This window comes from Nocardioides sp. YIM B13467 (assembly GCF_042788075.1).
Classification (GTDB): domain Bacteria; phylum Actinomycetota; class Actinomycetes; order Propionibacteriales; family Nocardioidaceae; genus Nocardioides.
In genome coordinates, this window is record NZ_JBHZPJ010000046.1 from 3,991,388 (window position 1) to 4,007,018 (window position 15,631).

Below are 15,631 nucleotides of genomic sequence, written 5' to 3' on the forward strand. Positions count from 1 at the left end.
GAGGACCTGTCTTGCCCACCTTCAGGGGCGCCGTACGCCGCGGCCTCGCCGCCGCAGGTCTGCAGACCGTCCGTGCCGCCGATGCCGAGGCCGCGCGCCTGCACGGCCGGATCGACGAGCTCAAGCAGCGCAACCAGAAGCTGCGTACGAAGGTGGAGGGGCTGCAGGGCGACCGAAACCGCACCACCGCGGTGCCGGCCATCCCCGGCCTGGACCGGCTCGAGCTGCGGCGCGAGCAGGTGCTCGCCGGGGTCAAGCCCGACGCCCTGATCCTGGAGATCGGCCCCGCGCACAACGCGATCCTGCCCAAGCGGGACGGCTATGACGTACGCATCGTCGACTATCTCGACCGTGAGGGTCTGGTTCAGCGCTATGCCGGTTTCTCCCAGTACGACCCCGATGACATCGAGGAGGTCGACTACGTCTTCCGGCCGGGAACTCCCTGGTCAGACGTGATCCCGGAGCGCTTCGACCTCGTCGTCGCGTCCCACGTCATCGAGCACACGACCTCGATGATCGACTTCATCAACGAGTGCGAGAAGCTGCTCAACCCCGACGGCGTACTCGCCCTGGTCATCCCCGACCACCGCTACTGCTTCGACCGCTTCCGTGAGCGCGCCTCGCTCTCGCGCGTCATCGACGCCTCGCTCTACCCGTCGTCGGTGCACACCATGGGCGCGGTCATCGAGGAGCGGCTCAACGCGGCCAAGCACGGCGGCATCACCGCCTGGGGTCCGCGCCACAAGGGCGACTACACCTTCGCCCACGGTCTGGACGCCGTGAAGGCAAGTGGCGAGGAGGCCCAGCGCGGGGAGCGCTACATCGACACCCACAACTGGGTCTGCACCCCGAACCACCTCCGCCTGCTGCTCCAGGACCTCGCCGACCTCGACTTCATCTCGATGCGGGAGACCTCCTTCCACGACACCGTCAAGCACGAGTTCTTCATCAACCTCTCCCCCACTGGCGAAGGCACTGGCCTCACCCGCGAGGAGCTGGTCGTCCTGGCCGACGACGAGCGCCGCGTCCTCGACCAGGCAGTCTTCGAGAAGTAGCCGAGCCTGGTGTAGCCGAGTCGGCGCAACNAGGCGATGTATCGAGCTTGTCGAGAGGTCGACGGCATCGATGAGGCGGGCGCCGATCTCCCGCGGCGGCAGGCCGAGCGGACCGGCCAGCCGCAGCGGCAGGTTGGACTGGAGGTGGCCGAACTCGGGCCGGGTGGCCGGCCGCAGCTCGGGATCGATGCCGGCGTAGGCCTCGCCGAAGCAGGTGACGACGGCGTCCTGCAGGTGTGCGGACAGGGCAAGAGTGTGCTCGTGCACGAGAGTGGTCCTAGGAGGTGAAGAGGGCAGGCTGACGCGAGGGCGGGGTCAGAGACCCATGCCTCGTCGTCGCAGCGCGCTCTTCGTGACCATGTCCGCAAGGGTGCCGGAGGCGTCGGCGCAGGTCAAGCCGGTTCGCCCGCCCCTGTCCCGGCCGAGGCGATCAGGTCCCAGGCGCAGCCGCAGTAGGGATGCCGCAGCCAGGACCGGACGGTGGGCACGTCGTCGCGGGTGAGGACCACCGACGCCGACCACGAAGCGGGGGTGCGTCCGGCGAGGTAGGTGCGGGCGTCGCGTACGGCCCAGGAGAGCGCGAGCGACTGCAGCAGCGCGTCGCTCGGGACCTCGTTGCCGACGAGCTGGCTCACGACCACGGCCCGCCGCTCGTCCTCCTCGGCGAGGGCCGCGTCGACGCAGCGTAGGCATGCGGTCACCCCGGGTACGACCAGTGGGCCCACCGTCCAGGTGTCGGGTCCGCTCTCGACGACCAGGTGCGCCCGGCCCTCGCGCACCAGCTCGTCCGCTCGTTCGCGGTCGAGCGGACCCTCGGAGAGGAGTACGACGATGTCCGGGATGCTCGGCGTCGAGGCCGCCGGTCCGATCAGTGCCCGTGCCGCCGACAGCAGGGCCGGCGGACCGTCGAAGCCCAGCCGTGGTGGCGGCTCGCCGCCGTCCGCGTCCATCAGCAGGCCGGCGTTGCCCAATTGCTGCATCGCGTGGCGCCCGGGCAAGTGGTCGGGCTCGACCGCCCGGCCGGCGGCGAGGTCGGTCAGCAGGCGGCGTACCTCCACGCCGTCCTGCACGATCGCCCGCCGTGGCGGGTCGATGCCGATCTGGAGTCGGGTCTCATCACGTCGTACGGCCACATACCCCGGCCGAATCCGGTAGCGCGTGCTCATGCCGGGGAGTCTCACACCGCGCTGGATTTCCTGCAGCAACAATCCACAGAGCCTGTGGATAACCTGCCGAGACGTCACGCGCGTCGGCCGAGTTGGTACTCGGGTGACGCTTCGGCCGACGGGGCTGACGCTTCGGCAAAACGTGGCAGCGGCGCCGCCGGACATGCCGGGGACGCCGCCGCGTGAGCTCAGGATGAACTGAGTGGTCAGGCCTTACCGAGGATGCGGTTGAGGTTGGTGCTGCAGACGGGGCAGACGGCCTTGGCCATCTTGGTGCCCTTGTCGTTCACCCGGATCTCACCGGTCGCCTCGCGCTTCTCCTTGCACTTCACGCAGTAGAACTCGCCGCTCCAGGTCTCCGCCATGACGGCCTCCTTGCCTATATGTAACTGGTCGTCGCGACGGGGTTGTCAGGGAAGCCCGTCGGAAGCTCGTCATGACGAGCCAACTCGACCCTACGACACGCGGCGCTTCCTGCGGCAACACGGGCTATCAAGCGAGTGTCGGCGTGTTGGCGTCATACCGGGGGATTCGGGGCTTTCGACGACGCATCGAAGGTCTGCCGAAGGCGCTCGCGAAGGTCTCGGGGTGGGGACAAAACTGGAGGGACCCCCGGTGCCTGGATCGTCCTTCGCCTTCCCCTTGCGAAGGCCGTCCGGCGGCGCCGGGGGTCCCACTGACATCGAACTTAAAGAGGATGTGGGAGCGCGTCAACGTCCCACTCCGCGTTGCTTGTGGACAAGATGTGGACAACCCCGCTTTGCTTGGGGACAGCCGGTGGAAGACACGCGCTTTCCTGTGAGTAACCAAGGTGACCGAGTGGCGAATATTCGGTTGAATTCAGACCTTGACCTGGGAAAAGCATTCTCCACCGCCTGTGGAGGCAAAAATAGTTGGAGGAAGATTTGGTAGGCGAGCCGTTGTCCCCCGTCGCAGCCCTGCGTCGGATCGCATTCCTGCTCGAGCGCGGGCGCGAGGACACCTACAAGGTGAAGGCGTTCCGCGCCGCGGCGGCAGCGATCCTGCCCCTCTCCGAGGAGGACGTACGCCGCCGGGCGGCCGAGGGCACCCTGACCGAGCTGAGCGGGGTCGGGGCGAGCACGGCCAAGGTCATCACCGAGGCCGCGCGCGGCGAGGTTCCGCAGCGGCTGCAGGAGACCGAGCGCGTCCACGGCGGTCCGCTGACCGCCGCCGGAGCGGGGGAGAGGCTGCGGAGCAGGCTCCGCGGCGACCTGCACAGCCACTCCGACTGGTCCGACGGCGGGTCGCCGATCGAGGAGATGGCCTTCACCGCCATCGAGCTGGGCCATGAGTACCTCGTGCTCACCGACCACAGCCCGCGGCTGACGATCGCCAATGGTCTCAGCGCCGCCCGCCTGGAGCGCCAGCTCGGCGTCGTCGACGCGGTCAACGACCACCTCGCCGGACACGGGTTCACCCTGCTGAAGGGGATCGAGGTCGACATCCTCGACGACGGCAGCCTCGACCAGAGCGACGAGATGCTCGCCAAGCTCCAGCTGCGGGTCGCCAGCGTCCACTCCAAGCTCAAGATGGAGAAGGAGCAGATGACGAAGCGGATGGTCACGGCGGTCTCCACGACCCGGATGAACGTGCTCGGTCACTGCACCGGTCGATTGGTCACCGGGAACCGCGGCACCCGGCCCGGCAGCCAGTTCGACGCCCGCAAGGTCTTCGAGGCGTGCGCCGAGCACGAGGTCGCGGTCGAGATCAACTCCCGGCCCGAGCGGAGAGACCCGCCGACCAAGCTCCTCGAGCTCGCCCGCGACGCCGGTTGCCTCTTCTCGATCGACTCGGACGCACACGCTCCGGGGCAGCTCGACTTCCTCGTCCTAGGGTGCGAACGAGCCGAAACGGCGGGTATCGAAGAGGAACGGATCATCAACACCTGGCCTCGGGATCGCCTGCTGGCCTGGGCGAACAGGTAGTTTCTTGACCTATGGACGGCCCGGAGATCGAGGTGCGACGCAGCAAGCGGCGTCGGCGTACGGTCTCCGCCTACCGTGACGGCGACCGCATCATCGTGATGATCCCGGCCGCGATGTCCCAGCGGGAGGAGGCCGAATGGGTCGAGCAGATGGTCGCCCGCCTGGAGAAGGCCGAACGGCGTCGCAAGCCCAGCGACGATGATCTGATGCGGCGATCGACCGCGTTGAGCGACCAGTACTTCGGCGGCCTGGCCAAGCCCGACTCCGTGCGCTGGGTCGACAACCAGAACAGCCGCTGGGGCTCGTGCACCCCCGGCGACCGTTCGATCCGGCTCAGCGACCGGCTCCGTGGCATGCCGAGCTGGGTCGTCGACTACGTCCTCGTCCACGAGCTCGCCCACCTCTTCGAGGCCAAGCACAACGAGGCGTTCTGGGCGTGGGTCGACCGCTATCCCCAGGCCGAGCGTGCCAAGGGCTACCTGGCCGGCTGGTCCGCCGCCGCCAAGCTCCCCGCCCCTCCTGGCGAAGAGGACGATGTCGAAGGGGTCGAAGAGATCGACTGACCCACGGCATAGGTGAGCGCGACCGTGCCGAGACTCGTCGAGACGATGTCCTCGAGCCGCAGCGAGCACGGCAACGGCAGATCGCCGAAGAGACGCTTGCCGGTGCCGAGCAGCAACGGATGCACGAACAGCCGCAGCTCGTCGACGAGTCCGGCGCTCATCAGCTGACGGACGAGATCACCGCTGCCGAGCGCGACGATGGTTCCCTGCCCCTCGGTCTTGAGGGCGGCGACCGCCTCGACAACGTCTCCCTCGAGCACGCTCGCACCGCTCCAGGCCAGGTCGTCGAGCGTGCGGGTCGCGACGTGCTTCGGGGCGGAGTTGAGGCTCGCCGCCATGGGGTTGGTGTCGGGCTGGGTCGGCCAGAACTCCGCCATCTTCTGGTATGTCCGCCGTCCCATGACGTACGCCGAGGTCTGCGCGCCGATATCGGGGGAGAGGACCTCCCCGAGCGCCGCGCCGTACGGCGCGCCCCACCCGCCGTGCTCGAAGCCACCATCCCGGTCCTCATCGGGGGAGCCCAGTCCCTGCATGACTCCGTCGACGCTCAAGAACTCCACGATCGCCAGTTTTCGCATGACGACAGCCTGCGCCTGCTCGAATCGGCTGGCTTGAACGAAATCGACCGGCGATCATCGATACATGACGGGCGTGACCCGCGAGATCGTACGACTGCCCACCCACCCTGGTCTGCAGGGTCTGGTGGCGGGCATCGTGGGCTTCCGCGAGCAGTCGGCCGTGCCGCTCGAGCGGCGCCAGCCCGCAGGGACCCTGCTGCCGCTGGTCCTCTCCTTCGGGGACCCGTTCGAGATCGTCGACGTCGCCGCGGGGGAGGGCTCCGGGACGTACGGCTCGTTCCTCTCCGGCTTCATGCCCGGGCCGGTCTCGACCCGGTCCGGGCGTAGCCATGCGTGCGTGCAGGTCTATCTGACGCCGCTCGGTGTCTCCCGGCTGGTCGGCATCCCGGGCCGCGAGGTGGCCGGCAGGGTGATCGCGGTCGAGGACCTGATCCCCGAGCTCGGACCGTCCTTCTCGGAGCAGCTCGCGGAGGCCGGTACCTGGCGGCCGAGGTTCGACCTGGTCCAGTCCGCGCTGCTGGCGCTGGCCGACGGCCCGGCCGGTGGTCCGGCGGACCCGCTGGTGTCCCGGCTGTGGAACCGGATCACCGAGTCCGGAGGGCAGGTGCGCATCCGGGACCTGGTGGCCGAGACCGGATGGAGCCACCGGTACGTCACGACCTGCTTCCAGCGCGCTGTCGGGCTCACCCCGAAGGCAGCTGCCGGTGTCGTACGTTTCGAGCGCGCCGCCGCCGACATCTCGACAAGCTCGATACATCGCCTCGGCACGCTGACCGTCGCCGAGGTCGCCGCCCGTCACGGCTATGCCGACCAGAGCCATCTGACCCGGGACGTCGTCAGGTACGCCGGTGAACCGCCCTCCGCGCTCGCCGTCAGCCGCCGTCCGACCGCCCACACAGCGCTCGGCACGACCCCGGGAGGCCGGCGCTAGAGGCGAGCTTGGGCGAGCTTGATGAGCTCGAGCAGGTTGTCCTCGGGCTCGGGGATCGCGTCTATCGGCCACCAACGTACGTCCAGCGACTCCTCGCTCACCGCCGGAACTGCACCGGAGGGAGCGACGGCCATGAAGCGTACGTCGAGGTGGTGGACGTCCCCGGACGGAGCGCAGAAGGGGACCGGGTGCTCGGAGAGCTGCACCAGGCCGGGCAGAGGCACCAGGTCGGGCACCCCGGACTCCTCACGCAGCTCGCGGGCGGCGGCCGCCCACAGGGTCGGGTCGTCCTGCTCGAGATGACCGCCGAACTGGAACCAGCGCCGCGCCTTGCGGTGGTGGGTCAGCAGCACCGCGGAACCGTCGTCGGAGAGCACCACGCACGAGGCCGTCAGGTGGTCGGGGACGCACGACTTGAAGACCCCGGTGGGCTCGGCCTCGAGATGGGAGACGTAGCGCTGCCGCAAGGTCTCCTGGGGAGCCGACGGAGCCTCCCACGCCCGCAGGGTCGCGAGCGCGTCAGCGTGCAGACTCACTCGTCGCCGGGGCCGTCGGAGTCGGTTCCGCCGAGCAGCTTCTTGAGCTCCGCGTCGAAGTCGATCGAGTCGACATCGGGAGCCTCGGCGCCCTCACGGAAGCCGAGCGGGTCGTCGAGGTCGGCCGAGGTGGGCAGCAGCGCCGGGGACATCCAGACGCCGTCGCGCGCCTCGATGCCCTGCCGGGTGCGCAGCGAGCCCCACAGCGCGGCCGCGTCGCGCAGCCGTCGTGGCCGCAGGTCCAGACCGACCAGGGTCGCGAATGTCTGCTCGGCCGGACCGCCGGCAGCCCGGCGGCGGCGCACGGCCTCCTGCAGCTGCGCCGCGACCGGCATCCTCTCGGCGGTGGCGAGGGCGACGACCTCGTCGACCCAGCCCTCCACGAGCGCCAGCACGATCTCGAGCCGCTCCAGCGCTGCCTTCTGCGCGGGAGAGTCGGGCACCTCGAACATGCCTTCCTCGAACATGTTCTGCAGCTGGGACGGGTCCTGCATGGCCGAGAGGTCCAGGCCGCGCATCTGCTCCTCGATGCGCTGCTGCATGGCCTCCATGTTGAGCTCGACGCCACGCGCGTAGTCGGTCACGGCCGAGACCACGTGGTCACGCAGCCACGGCACGCCGGCGAAGAGCCGCTGGTGGGCGGCTTCGCGCAGGGCCAGGAAGAGCAGCACGTCGTCGGTGCTGACGCCCAGGCCCTCGGCGAAGGGCTCGACGTTGACCGGCAGCAGCGCGGCCTGACCGGGCTCGGTCAGCGGGATGCCGATGTCGGAGACGGAGATGACCTCGCCGGCGAGGTGACCGAGGCCGGTGCCGGCCTGGTTCGCGTACAACGCGCCCATCGCCTTGCCGACGAACCCGATCATCGGGCCCATCTGCGCCTTCATGTCCTCGGGGAGCTGGCCGCTCATCGCGGCCGCGGTGGAGGCCGCGACCGGCTCGATCAGCGGCTTCCACGCGTCCAGGGTGTTGACCAACCACTCGGCCTTCGACCAGGCCGTGGCGGACTTCACGCCGGAGGGGAACGACGTGGTCTCCTCCAACCAGTGGTCGGCCAGCTGGATCGCGTCGGCGACCGCGTCCTTCTGCTTCTGCGAAGGCGTCGGGTCGGGCGTGGACGCGGCGACCTTGCGGGCGAGGTCCATCGCGACGTCCCAGTTCAGCGGGCCGTCATAGGGCTGTAGCAGCGACTGGATCTGACCGAAGATCTGGCTCAGGTCAGGCATGCCGCCGGGGCCTCCGCCGACGCCGCCGATGGGAAAACCACCGAAGAACGCTTCAAAGGGCGTGCCCTTGAAGGGGTTCTCCGGCTCCTCCGGCTCGTCGGGGCCACCTGGGGTCTGACTCATACGTCCAGCCTACGCGGTTACGGAAGCCCGCTGTCAGCAACCACTACGCTGTTCTCATGGCTGAACCGAAGAATGGCGCCGTCAAGCTTCTCGACATCCGAGAGACCCCTCTCGATGTCACCGAGGTGCTGGCCGCACTCGACGACGACGCTTCCGGCGGGGTGACGCTCTTCGTCGGCCGCGTACGTGACCACGACGGGGGCAAGGGTGTGACCGGCCTCGACTACCAGGCCCATCCGACCGCCCTCGCGCGCCTGGCGGATGTCGCCGAGAAGGTGGCCGCCGACCACGGCGTCGCGGGTGTCGCCGCCGTCCACCGCACCGGTCACCTCGACATCGGCGACATCGCCGTCATCGTGGCCACCGCCTCCGGCCACCGTGGCGAGGCCTTCGCCGCCTCCCGCGATCTCATCGACACCCTCAAGGCCGAGGTGCCGATCTGGAAGCACCAGGTCTTCACCGACGGCACCGACGAGTGGGTCGGCGCGCCCTGATGCGTGGCGTTGGCCGCACCAAATAGGCTTAAGAGCATGCCCATGAACTCGGATCGCCGGCCGGGCGCCGCCCATCACGCGCCCTGGCGGCGTTGTCGTCGGTCGACGGCCAACCCCGGGCCGCCTCTCTCCTCCGCCTTGCCAGGCCACGCGCTGGACAGCGCCTGGCTCGACGCCGAGTTCACGGGCATGCTCTGACGTGGACATCCTGCTCTGGCTCGTACCGTCTGCGGTCATCACCGTGCTGGCGATGGCCTGGGTCGCGTTCCTCGGACGTGAGGGGCGCGAGCAGGACCGCGAAGAAGTCGTACGCCGCCTCGGGATCGCGCTCGAGAAGGAGAAGACGCGCGAGCGCTCGAGAAGGTACGCAGCGCCTCAGCCGCCGCCCGACAGGTCGACCGGAGTCGCGGTCCGTGTCAACCGCGATGCCTCTTAGGGGCCGGCCGAGAATTGCGTGGATGGACTGCGTCGTCAGGGTGCGTGTTGGCCAAGGCGCCGCTCCGAAGGCATACCGGGGTCTTTCGAGGGGCGGCAACGCCGGCCAGTGCGTGCCCTGGCGGCGCAGGCCGCCAGGCAATTCTTGGGCGGGCCCTTAGGGTGCACTTGGTCTTGAATGAGAAGGTGACGCTATGACACAGCGCACCCTGGCCGGTCTTGTCGCCCTGCCGCTCGTGGTTGCCCTGATCGTGATCGCCTGGGTCGTTCCGCTGCCTTTCACGATCTACAGCCCCGGGCCGACGGTGAACGTCCTGGGCGAGTTCGACGGCAAGGACATCGTCCAGGTCGAGGGCCACAAGAGCTACCGCGACAAGGGACAGCTGCGGATGACCACGGTCTCCGAGACCACCCGCGAGGCAAGGCTCGGACTCTGGACCCTGCTCGGCGCATGGATGAGCGACACCGAGGCGGTCTACCCGCGCGAGGTCGCCTACCCCGACCAGGGCACCGTCGAGGACGACCGCGAGGCCGGGCAGGTGCAGATGGCCAGCGCCCAGGACGCGGCGATCGCCGCGGCGTTCACCAGGCTCGGTGAGGACGTCGACGAGGTCTCGGTCGCCGAGGTGACCAAGGACGCGCCGGCCGCCGGCAAGCTGAAGGCCGACGACGTGGTCACCAAGGTCGGCGACAAGGCGGTCGACACCCCCGAAGAGGTCGTCGCCGAGGTGCAGAAGGTCGAGCCCGGTGACCCGGTCGAGCTGACCATCGAGCGCAAGGGCAAGACGCTCACCGAGACCATCAAGACCGGCGAGAAGGATGGCAAGGCCTTCATCGGTGTCTCGCTGGGAGCGACCTACGAGTTCCCCTACGACGTCAAGATCACCCTCGATCCGGCCATCGGCGGACCGAGCGCCGGGCTGATGATGGCGCTCTCGGTCTACGACACCCTCACCGAGGGGCCGCTGACCGGCGAGAAGAAGATCGCCGGCACCGGCACCATCGACGGTGACGGCAACGTCGGCCCGATCGGCGGGATCCAGCAGAAGATCCCGGGTGCGGCCTCGGACGGGGCCGAGCTCTTCCTGGTGCCCGCCGGCAACTGCCAAGACGTCGAGGGTGCCGAGAACGGTGACATGCGCCTGACCCGTGTGGAGACTCTCGACGACGCCATCAAGGCGATCGAAACCTGGACCGAGGACCCGAATGCCAAGCTGCCGACCTGTGGGAGCACGAAGTGAACGACACCCCTGAGCCCACGCCTGAGCTCAGCCGCGGTCTCGACCTGGAGACCGACCCCGCCCTGGCCGCGGCGGTCCTCGAGATCGAGGCCCACGTCGCCGGCGAGGGCTGGGACGGACCGGCGAGGCTCTTCGCGCTGGTCGACACCGCCGCGCTCGTCGAGGCCGAGCCCGCGCTCGCCACGATGATGGGCCTGGACGCTCCCGATCAGGACGGGTCGCTGACCCCGATCGAGCAGGACCAGGTGCCGGTGACGACCCAGCTGGAGGAGGTCCTCCAGACGACCGCCTGGCCCGCCGGGGTCACCGGCTGCGCGGCGGTCGTCGAGCGTCTCGTGCTGCCGCCCGACGCCGACGGCAAGATCCCCGATGACGCCGAGGCGGCCGCGGAGTTCGCCAAGGCGCACCCCGACCGGCAAGAGGTACGCATCGTGGCCGGCGCGACACGTGCTGGTGCTACGTACTGTGCTCTCCGGTTGAAGGCGCACGACGACGATCAGTCGGTCATCGGCGGCGTCGACCTGGTCCCTGAGCTCCTCGAACTGCTGCGTGTCACTCTTGAGGAGACCCCCGACAGCGAGAGTGACGCATGAGCTTGTTCGACGACGACGACCCGGCACAGGCGCCGGCGCGCACACAGAGCACCGGCCGCAACCGATGGCTGGCGATCTCGGCAGTCTCGGTCATCGTGCTCTTCTTCGGCATCAGCGCCTTCGCGGCCATCTACACCGACGCACTGTGGTACGACGCGATCGACTTCAGCAGCGTCTTCGGCACGGTCTTCTGGACGCGTACGGCACTCTTCGTCATCTTCTTCGTGCTGATGGCGATCATGATCGGGCTGCCCGCGGCCCTCGCCTACCGCACGCGTCCCTACTTCCACCCGGCAGACGACATCGGTGGCCTGGACCGCTACCGCGACGCGATCGCTCCGATCCGCACCTGGCTGCTGATCGGCGTCGCTGGTGTATCGGGGATCTTCGCCGGCTTCTCGGGCGCCGGCCAGTGGCGTACGTATCTGATGTGGCGCCACGGGCGCGACTTCGACAAGACCGATGAGTTCTTCGGCAAGGACATCGGCTTCTACGTCTTCGACCTGCCGTGGTGGCACTACCTGGTCAACTTCGCGCTGACCGGGCTGATCCTCGGCACCATCGGCGCGATGATCGTGCACTACGTCTACGGCGGCATCCGGCTCACCGCGCAGCGCGACCGGTTCACCCGCTCCGCACAGATCCAGCTCAGCGCCATGCTCGGGCTGATCCTGCTGGTCAAGGGGCTCGACTACTGGGTCGACCGCTACGACCTGGTCAACGGCTCCGGGCCCCGCCTGGACGGGATGACCTACACCGACGAGCACGCGGTGCTCCCGGCCAACCAGATCCTGCTCGGGATCGCGGTGATCTGCGGCGTGCTGTTCATCCTCAACATGTGGCGGCGCAGCTGGCAGCTGCCCTCGATCGCGATCTCGCTGTTCGCGATCTCGGTGCTGCTGATCGGGATGATCTGGCCCGCGGTCGTGCAGGGCTTCCAGGTCCGGCCGAGCGAGCAGGACAAGGAGAAGCCCTACCTGGCCGCCAACATCAAGGCCACTCAGGACGCCTACGGCATCGCCAAGGACGACCTCGAGGTGACCGAGTACACCTCGCAGGCGGAGGCCGACGGCGCCTCGCCCGAGCAGCTCGACGAGACCGCGTCCTCGCTGCCGATCGTCGACCCCGCGGTGGTCCACCGCGAGTTCGAGCAGGTCCAGCAGGGCCGCTCCTACTACTCGGTGCACGAGCCGCTGGACATCTCCACCTACGAGGTCGGCGGCAAGGAGCGGGCGGTCGTGCTCGGCGTACGCGAGCTCAACCAGGCCGGCATCTCCGACTCCGACCGCACCTGGACCAACCTGCACACGGTCTACACCCACTCCAACGGAGTGATCGCCTCCTACGCCAACATGCGCGGCGCCGACGACAAGACCGAGTCGAACCAGATGCAGTGGGCCGAGGGCGACCGCACCGGCCAGCACGACCTGACCTCGGGCCAGGGCAAGTTCCAGGACAAGGTCTACTTCGGCGAGGACTCGCCGGAGTACTCGATCGTCGGCAAGGCCGGCAAGGGCAACCCGGTCGAGCTCGACTACAACTCCGAGGACGGCGAGACCAGGACGACGTACGAGGGTGCCGGTGGTGTCCCGATCGGCTCCAACTTCCGGCAGCTGATGTACGCCATCCAGTTCGGCTCCACGAACTTCCTGCTCTCCTCGCGCGTGAACGAGAACTCCGAGATCCTCTACGACCGCTCTCCGAAGGAGCGGGTGCAGAAGGTGGCGCCGTGGCTGACCCTCGACGACGACGTCTACCCGGTCGTCGTCGGCGGACGGATCCAGTGGGTGGTCGACGGCTACACGACCACCGACCGCTACCCGCAGGCCGCGCGTGACTCGTTCGCCTCGATGACCGACGACGCCACCCAGACCTCGACCGGGGTGCAGACGCTGCCGACCGACGAGATCAACTACATGCGCAACGCGGTGAAGGCGACCGTGGATGCGTACGACGGCACGGTCACCCTCTACGAGTGGGACGAGGCGGACCCGATCCTGCAGACGTGGGAGGCGGCCTTCCCCGGCACCGTGATGCCGAAGTCGTCGATCCCGAAGGAGCTGATGGAGCACCTTCGCTACCCCGAGGACCTCTACAAGGTGCAGCGCTACCAGCTGGCGCGCTACCACGTCTCCGACCCGGACGTCTTCTTCTCCGGCAACGAGCGCTGGGCCGTGCCCGAGGACCCGAACGACGACAACCACCAGCAGACGCCCTACCGGATGTTCCTCGACACCGGCTCCGGCACCGCACGCTGGTCGCTGACGTCCGCCTTCGTGCCCTACAACCGTCCCAACCTGGCGGCGATGATGTCGGTCGACTCGGACGCCACCTCGGAGGACTACGGGAAGATCCGGATCACCACCGGCTTCCCCGACGACACCCAGGGTCCGGGCATGGTCTCCAACGAGTTCCGTACGGACAAGGCGATCGCCGATGAGGTCGCCTCGTTCAACCGCTCCGGCTCGGCGCCGGTGTGGGGCCAGGTCGTCACGTATCCGACGGCGAAGAACGGCATCCTGTACGTCGAGCCGATCTACGCCCGCCGAGCGACCGCCTCGACCTCGGGCTATGCCCAGCTGGCCTTCGTGCTGGTCTCCTACGACGGACGGGTCGGCTACGGCTCGACGCTGAGCGAGGCCCTCGAGGTCGCGCTGACCGGCGCCGCGCCGACGCCTCCGACGGCTTCCGATCCCGACGAGGAACCAGCCGAGACCACACCACCCTCTTCCGGCGGTGAATCGCCCGGCGAGGTGGGCCAGCTCCTCGAGGACGCGCGTGCCCTGTTCGCCCAGGCCGACGAGGCCGGCAAGTCCGGCGACTACGCCGAGCGCGAGCGTCTCATCGCGGAGGCTCAGGACAAGGTCGACCAGGCTGCCGAGCTCATCTCCGGAGGCTGAGGGACACCTCCGATTAGGGGTTCGTTTCCCCTCGCGTGTAATGTTCTTCTTGCGACGCGGGGTGGAGCAGCTCGGTAGCTCGCTGGGCTCATAACCCAGAGGTCACAGGTTCAAATCCTGTCCCCGCTACTCCAAGACGAAGGCCCGGACCGAAAGGTCCGGGCCTTCGTGATTTCAGCTCCGACCTGCGCCCCGCTCATCCGTAGCGCCGGCGTCGGGCTTGACGAGACCCCGGCGCCCCAGATTGGGGTTCGGGTCAGTTCACGGGTAGTGTTGTTCTTGCGACGCGGGGTGGAGCAGCTCGGTAGCTCGCTGGGCTCATAACCCAGAGGTCACAGGTTCAAATCCTGTCCCCGCTACTCCAAGACAAGACCCGGACCAGATGGTCCGGGTCTTGTTGTATTTCTCGATCCACCTGCGGTTTCGTGTCGGTGGTTGGCGTCCGGGGCGGGGCAAACGCGGGGCGCTTCAGCTAGACCGTCCTCACCGGGTCGGGGAGAACCCTCCCCGGACTGCGAAGGATCCGTCTGCGGTCTGGGCGTCGACGTGGTAGCTGTCGCGCTCGACACTGCGGACGCCGGTCTCGTGGTTGTACTGGCTGGCGAACTCGTGCCGTCCGGCCGGCACGGTGCGGCCCGGCTTGAGGGCCCAACGGTAGATCAGCGCACGGCCGGACTCCCGAACGGTGACGGTGAAGTCCTCGCTCGGCAGGGTCTGCCAGCTGCCGGTGCTCCATATGCCGCCGGTCTGGGCGATGCGCAGTTCCACGGTGACTGAGGTGAGCGGCTTGGTGGTCTCGAGGGTCAGGTTGCTCTGGGCCCAATAGATGGTGCTGTGGGGGTCCAGCGAGCCTTCGGACCACAGCGGCCCGTCCTCGACCCGGCTCTCGTCCGGAGTTGGACGCGCGCTGCCCCAGGTGGGGGAAGGGGACGGGACCGGAGCCGGACCGGTCGTGGTGGTGGTGCGGGAGGATGGCGTCGGACTGGGCGTGACGGTCGGGGACGTGACGGTCGGGGACGGGACCGTGGGAGCGGGTGCGGTGGCCGGCAGCAACGGAGCTCCGCCGATGGCGGCAGCGACGGCGAGACCACCGGTCGCCAGGGTGGCGGCGGAGACGACACCGACGATCGCCGCCCGGGGCCATGACCTCGCGATCGAAGGTGTGCGGCGCCGGACATCGGGGTCGGCCGCGCCGCGCTCCACGCGTGCCAGGATCCTTGCGCGGTTGGGCTCGTGAGCCGCGGCGGCCTCTCGCAGCCGTCGGCTGATCTCGTCGTTCATCGGTTCCTCCCTCCTGTGGCCAGTTCGCCGACCGTATCCGCGCCGAGCAACCGTTCCAGCTCGGCCATCCCCTTCGAGGTCTGGCTTTTCACCGTACCGACCGAGATGCCCAGCGCAGCGGCGGTGTCCCTCTCCGACAGGTCGAGGGCGTGGCGCATGACCACGCACGCCCGCTTGCGGAACGGCAGCCGCGTGAGCGCGGCTCGGACGTCCTGCACGGCCGCAACGTCCGGTCCGTCCACGTGCTCGGTGTCGAAGGACCAGAACAGCGCCACTCGCCGTCGCTCGCGTACCCTCTTCCGGATCCATTCCCGCGCCAGATTGGCCACCACGCCGCGGGCGTAGGCGACCGGGTGCTGCGCGGCCCGCAGCCGGTCCCAGCGCTGCCACAGGGCGACCAGCGCATCGGCGGCGAGGTCGTCCGCCGCGTCCTTCTCGCCGGTCAGGAGGTGGGCGAGACGAGCCAGTTCGGCGTAGTGGCGCTCGAAGAAGTCGTGGAACTCTGCGGACGCGTCGTCGGCGACCATCTCCCGCGGTTGCCGTCTCCCTGCGATGTGCGCGTTAAC

Annotated in this window: 17 protein-coding genes, 2 tRNA genes and 1 pseudogene; 12 read left to right on the forward strand and 8 right to left on the reverse strand. The window is 68.8% G+C overall.

The genetic code is table 11. From position 1 onward, the window contains the following. The first annotated feature begins 11 nt into the window (after positions 1-11). Entirely contained in the window at positions 12-1,055 is a 1,044-nt protein-coding gene (locus ACFX43_RS26315; RefSeq protein WP_378838316.1) for a methyltransferase domain-containing protein, read from the forward strand. A gap of 105 nt (positions 1,056-1,160) precedes the next feature. Here ACFX43_RS26315 and ACFX43_RS26320 read toward each other — a convergent pair. From ACFX43_RS26320 to ACFX43_RS26330, 3 genes and pseudogenes are all read right to left on the reverse strand, one after another. Then, positions 1,161-1,322, reverse strand: a pseudogene (locus ACFX43_RS26320) (hypothetical protein); the annotation flags it as partial. Between the two features lie 125 nt (positions 1,323-1,447). Further along, positions 1,448-2,221, reverse strand: a complete 774-nt coding sequence (locus ACFX43_RS26325; protein WP_378838320.1) for a hypothetical protein — start codon at positions 2,219-2,221, stop codon at positions 1,448-1,450. 206 nt (positions 2,222-2,427) lie between these two features. Then, positions 2,428-2,586 carry a DUF5679 domain-containing protein gene (locus ACFX43_RS26330; protein ID WP_091051197.1) on the reverse strand — a complete coding sequence of 53 codons (159 nt, stop codon included), beginning with the start codon at positions 2,584-2,586 and terminating at the stop codon, positions 2,428-2,430. 555 nt (positions 2,587-3,141) lie between these two features. Here ACFX43_RS26330 and ACFX43_RS26335 point away from each other — a divergent pair. Both ACFX43_RS26335 and ACFX43_RS26340 read left to right on the forward strand, forming a co-directional pair. Next, the gene (locus ACFX43_RS26335; RefSeq protein ID WP_378838325.1) at positions 3,142-4,167 is read left to right on the forward strand and encodes a PHP domain-containing protein; all 1,026 of its coding nucleotides are present in this window, start codon (positions 3,142-3,144) and stop codon (positions 4,165-4,167) included. A gap of 11 nt (positions 4,168-4,178) precedes the next feature. Then, positions 4,179-4,730: a M48 family metallopeptidase gene (locus tag ACFX43_RS26340; RefSeq protein WP_378838332.1), complete on the forward strand. Its 552-nt coding sequence runs from the start codon at positions 4,179-4,181 to the stop codon at positions 4,728-4,730. Here ACFX43_RS26340 and ACFX43_RS26345 read toward each other — a convergent pair. Beyond that, complete coding sequence (locus ACFX43_RS26345) at positions 4,643-5,308, reverse strand: dihydrofolate reductase family protein (protein ID WP_378838335.1); 666 nt, start codon at positions 5,306-5,308, stop codon at positions 4,643-4,645. The genes ACFX43_RS26340 and ACFX43_RS26345 overlap by 88 nt on opposite strands. Positions 5,309-5,372: 64 nt before the next feature. On the opposite strand from ACFX43_RS26345, the gene ACFX43_RS26350 reads away from it, so the two are divergent. Then, complete coding sequence (locus ACFX43_RS26350) at positions 5,373-6,239, forward strand: helix-turn-helix domain-containing protein (RefSeq protein WP_378838339.1); 867 nt, start codon at positions 5,373-5,375, stop codon at positions 6,237-6,239. On the opposite strand, the gene ACFX43_RS26355 is transcribed toward ACFX43_RS26350, so the two are convergent. Both ACFX43_RS26355 and ACFX43_RS26360 read right to left on the reverse strand, forming a co-directional pair. Continuing rightward, the gene (locus tag ACFX43_RS26355) at positions 6,236-6,775 is read right to left on the reverse strand and encodes an NUDIX hydrolase (RefSeq protein WP_378838342.1); all 540 of its coding nucleotides are present in this window, start codon (positions 6,773-6,775) and stop codon (positions 6,236-6,238) included. The two genes, ACFX43_RS26350 and ACFX43_RS26355, sit on opposite strands and share 4 nt — an antisense overlap. Next, on the reverse strand, positions 6,772-8,121 hold the full coding sequence (locus ACFX43_RS26360) for a zinc-dependent metalloprotease (protein ID WP_378838345.1): 1,350 nt from the start codon (positions 8,119-8,121) through the stop codon (positions 6,772-6,774). Before ACFX43_RS26360 ends, ACFX43_RS26355 begins: the two co-directional genes overlap by 4 nt. Positions 8,122-8,177: 56 nt before the next feature. Between ACFX43_RS26360 and ACFX43_RS26365 the strand changes: the two genes are divergently transcribed. From ACFX43_RS26365 to ACFX43_RS26400, 8 genes are all read left to right on the forward strand, one after another. Continuing rightward, complete coding sequence (locus ACFX43_RS26365) at positions 8,178-8,615, forward strand: molybdenum cofactor biosynthesis protein MoaE (protein ID WP_378838351.1); 438 nt, start codon at positions 8,178-8,180, stop codon at positions 8,613-8,615. A gap of 36 nt (positions 8,616-8,651) precedes the next feature. Further along, positions 8,652-8,813, forward strand: a complete 162-nt coding sequence (locus ACFX43_RS26370; protein WP_378838354.1) for a hypothetical protein — start codon at positions 8,652-8,654, stop codon at positions 8,811-8,813. A 1-nt stretch (position 8,814) separates the two neighbouring features. Next, the gene (locus ACFX43_RS26375; RefSeq protein ID WP_160027430.1) at positions 8,815-9,051 is read left to right on the forward strand and encodes a hypothetical protein; all 237 of its coding nucleotides are present in this window, start codon (positions 8,815-8,817) and stop codon (positions 9,049-9,051) included. 193 nt (positions 9,052-9,244) lie between these two features. Then, entirely contained in the window at positions 9,245-10,291 is a 1,047-nt protein-coding gene (locus ACFX43_RS26380) for a PDZ domain-containing protein (protein WP_378838359.1), read from the forward strand. Continuing rightward, positions 10,288-10,884, forward strand: coding sequence for a PPA1309 family protein (locus tag ACFX43_RS26385; protein ID WP_378838365.1), 597 nt, complete (start codon positions 10,288-10,290; stop codon positions 10,882-10,884). The genes ACFX43_RS26380 and ACFX43_RS26385 overlap by 4 nt, the downstream gene beginning before the upstream one ends. Then, complete coding sequence (locus tag ACFX43_RS26390) at positions 10,881-13,784, forward strand: UPF0182 family protein (RefSeq protein ID WP_378838370.1); 2,904 nt, start codon at positions 10,881-10,883, stop codon at positions 13,782-13,784. The genes ACFX43_RS26385 and ACFX43_RS26390 overlap by 4 nt, the downstream gene beginning before the upstream one ends. Positions 13,785-13,839: 55 nt before the next feature. After that, positions 13,840-13,913: transfer RNA gene (locus ACFX43_RS26395), tRNA-Met, on the forward strand. Positions 13,914-14,069: 156 nt separating this feature from the next. Continuing rightward, positions 14,070-14,143: transfer RNA gene (locus tag ACFX43_RS26400), tRNA-Met, on the forward strand. Positions 14,144-14,267: 124 nt separating this feature from the next. Here ACFX43_RS26400 and ACFX43_RS26405 read toward each other — a convergent pair. Further along, positions 14,268-15,065 carry a hypothetical protein gene (locus ACFX43_RS26405; protein ID WP_378838383.1) on the reverse strand — a complete coding sequence of 266 codons (798 nt, stop codon included), beginning with the start codon at positions 15,063-15,065 and terminating at the stop codon, positions 14,268-14,270. Beyond that, positions 15,062-15,592 (reverse strand): SigE family RNA polymerase sigma factor, encoded by a 531-nt coding sequence (locus tag ACFX43_RS26410; RefSeq protein ID WP_378838388.1) that lies wholly within the window; start codon positions 15,590-15,592, stop codon positions 15,062-15,064. Before ACFX43_RS26410 ends, ACFX43_RS26405 begins: the two co-directional genes overlap by 4 nt. Positions 15,593-15,631: the final 39 nt, after the last annotated feature.

What these genes read in the sequence shown, in the direction of transcription:
- ACFX43_RS26360 (WP_378838345.1), bottom strand. Translation starts at nt 8,121, where the DNA reads ATGAGTCAGACCCCAGGTGGCCCCGACGAGCCGGAGGAGCCGGAGAAC.
- ACFX43_RS26380 (WP_378838359.1), top strand. Translation starts at nt 9,245, where the DNA reads ATGACACAGCGCACCCTGGCCGGTCTTGTCGCCCTGCCGCTCGTGGTT.
- ACFX43_RS26390 (WP_378838370.1), top strand. Translation starts at nt 10,881, where the DNA reads ATGAGCTTGTTCGACGACGACGACCCGGCACAGGCGCCGGCGCGCACA.
- ACFX43_RS26345 (WP_378838335.1), bottom strand. Translation starts at nt 5,308, where the DNA reads ATGCGAAAACTGGCGATCGTGGAGTTCTTGAGCGTCGACGGAGTCATG.
- ACFX43_RS26370 (WP_378838354.1), top strand. Translation starts at nt 8,652, where the DNA reads ATGCCCATGAACTCGGATCGCCGGCCGGGCGCCGCCCATCACGCGCCC.
- ACFX43_RS26340 (WP_378838332.1), top strand. Translation starts at nt 4,179, where the DNA reads ATGGACGGCCCGGAGATCGAGGTGCGACGCAGCAAGCGGCGTCGGCGT.
- ACFX43_RS26350 (WP_378838339.1), top strand. Translation starts at nt 5,373, where the DNA reads ATGACGGGCGTGACCCGCGAGATCGTACGACTGCCCACCCACCCTGGT.
- ACFX43_RS26325 (WP_378838320.1), bottom strand. Translation starts at nt 2,221, where the DNA reads ATGAGCACGCGCTACCGGATTCGGCCGGGGTATGTGGCCGTACGACGT.
- ACFX43_RS26365 (WP_378838351.1), top strand. Translation starts at nt 8,178, where the DNA reads ATGGCTGAACCGAAGAATGGCGCCGTCAAGCTTCTCGACATCCGAGAG.
- ACFX43_RS26330 (WP_091051197.1), bottom strand. Translation starts at nt 2,586, where the DNA reads ATGGCGGAGACCTGGAGCGGCGAGTTCTACTGCGTGAAGTGCAAGGAG.
- ACFX43_RS26410 (WP_378838388.1), bottom strand. Translation starts at nt 15,592, where the DNA reads ATGGTCGCCGACGACGCGTCCGCAGAGTTCCACGACTTCTTCGAGCGC.
- ACFX43_RS26405 (WP_378838383.1), bottom strand. Translation starts at nt 15,065, where the DNA reads ATGAACGACGAGATCAGCCGACGGCTGCGAGAGGCCGCCGCGGCTCAC.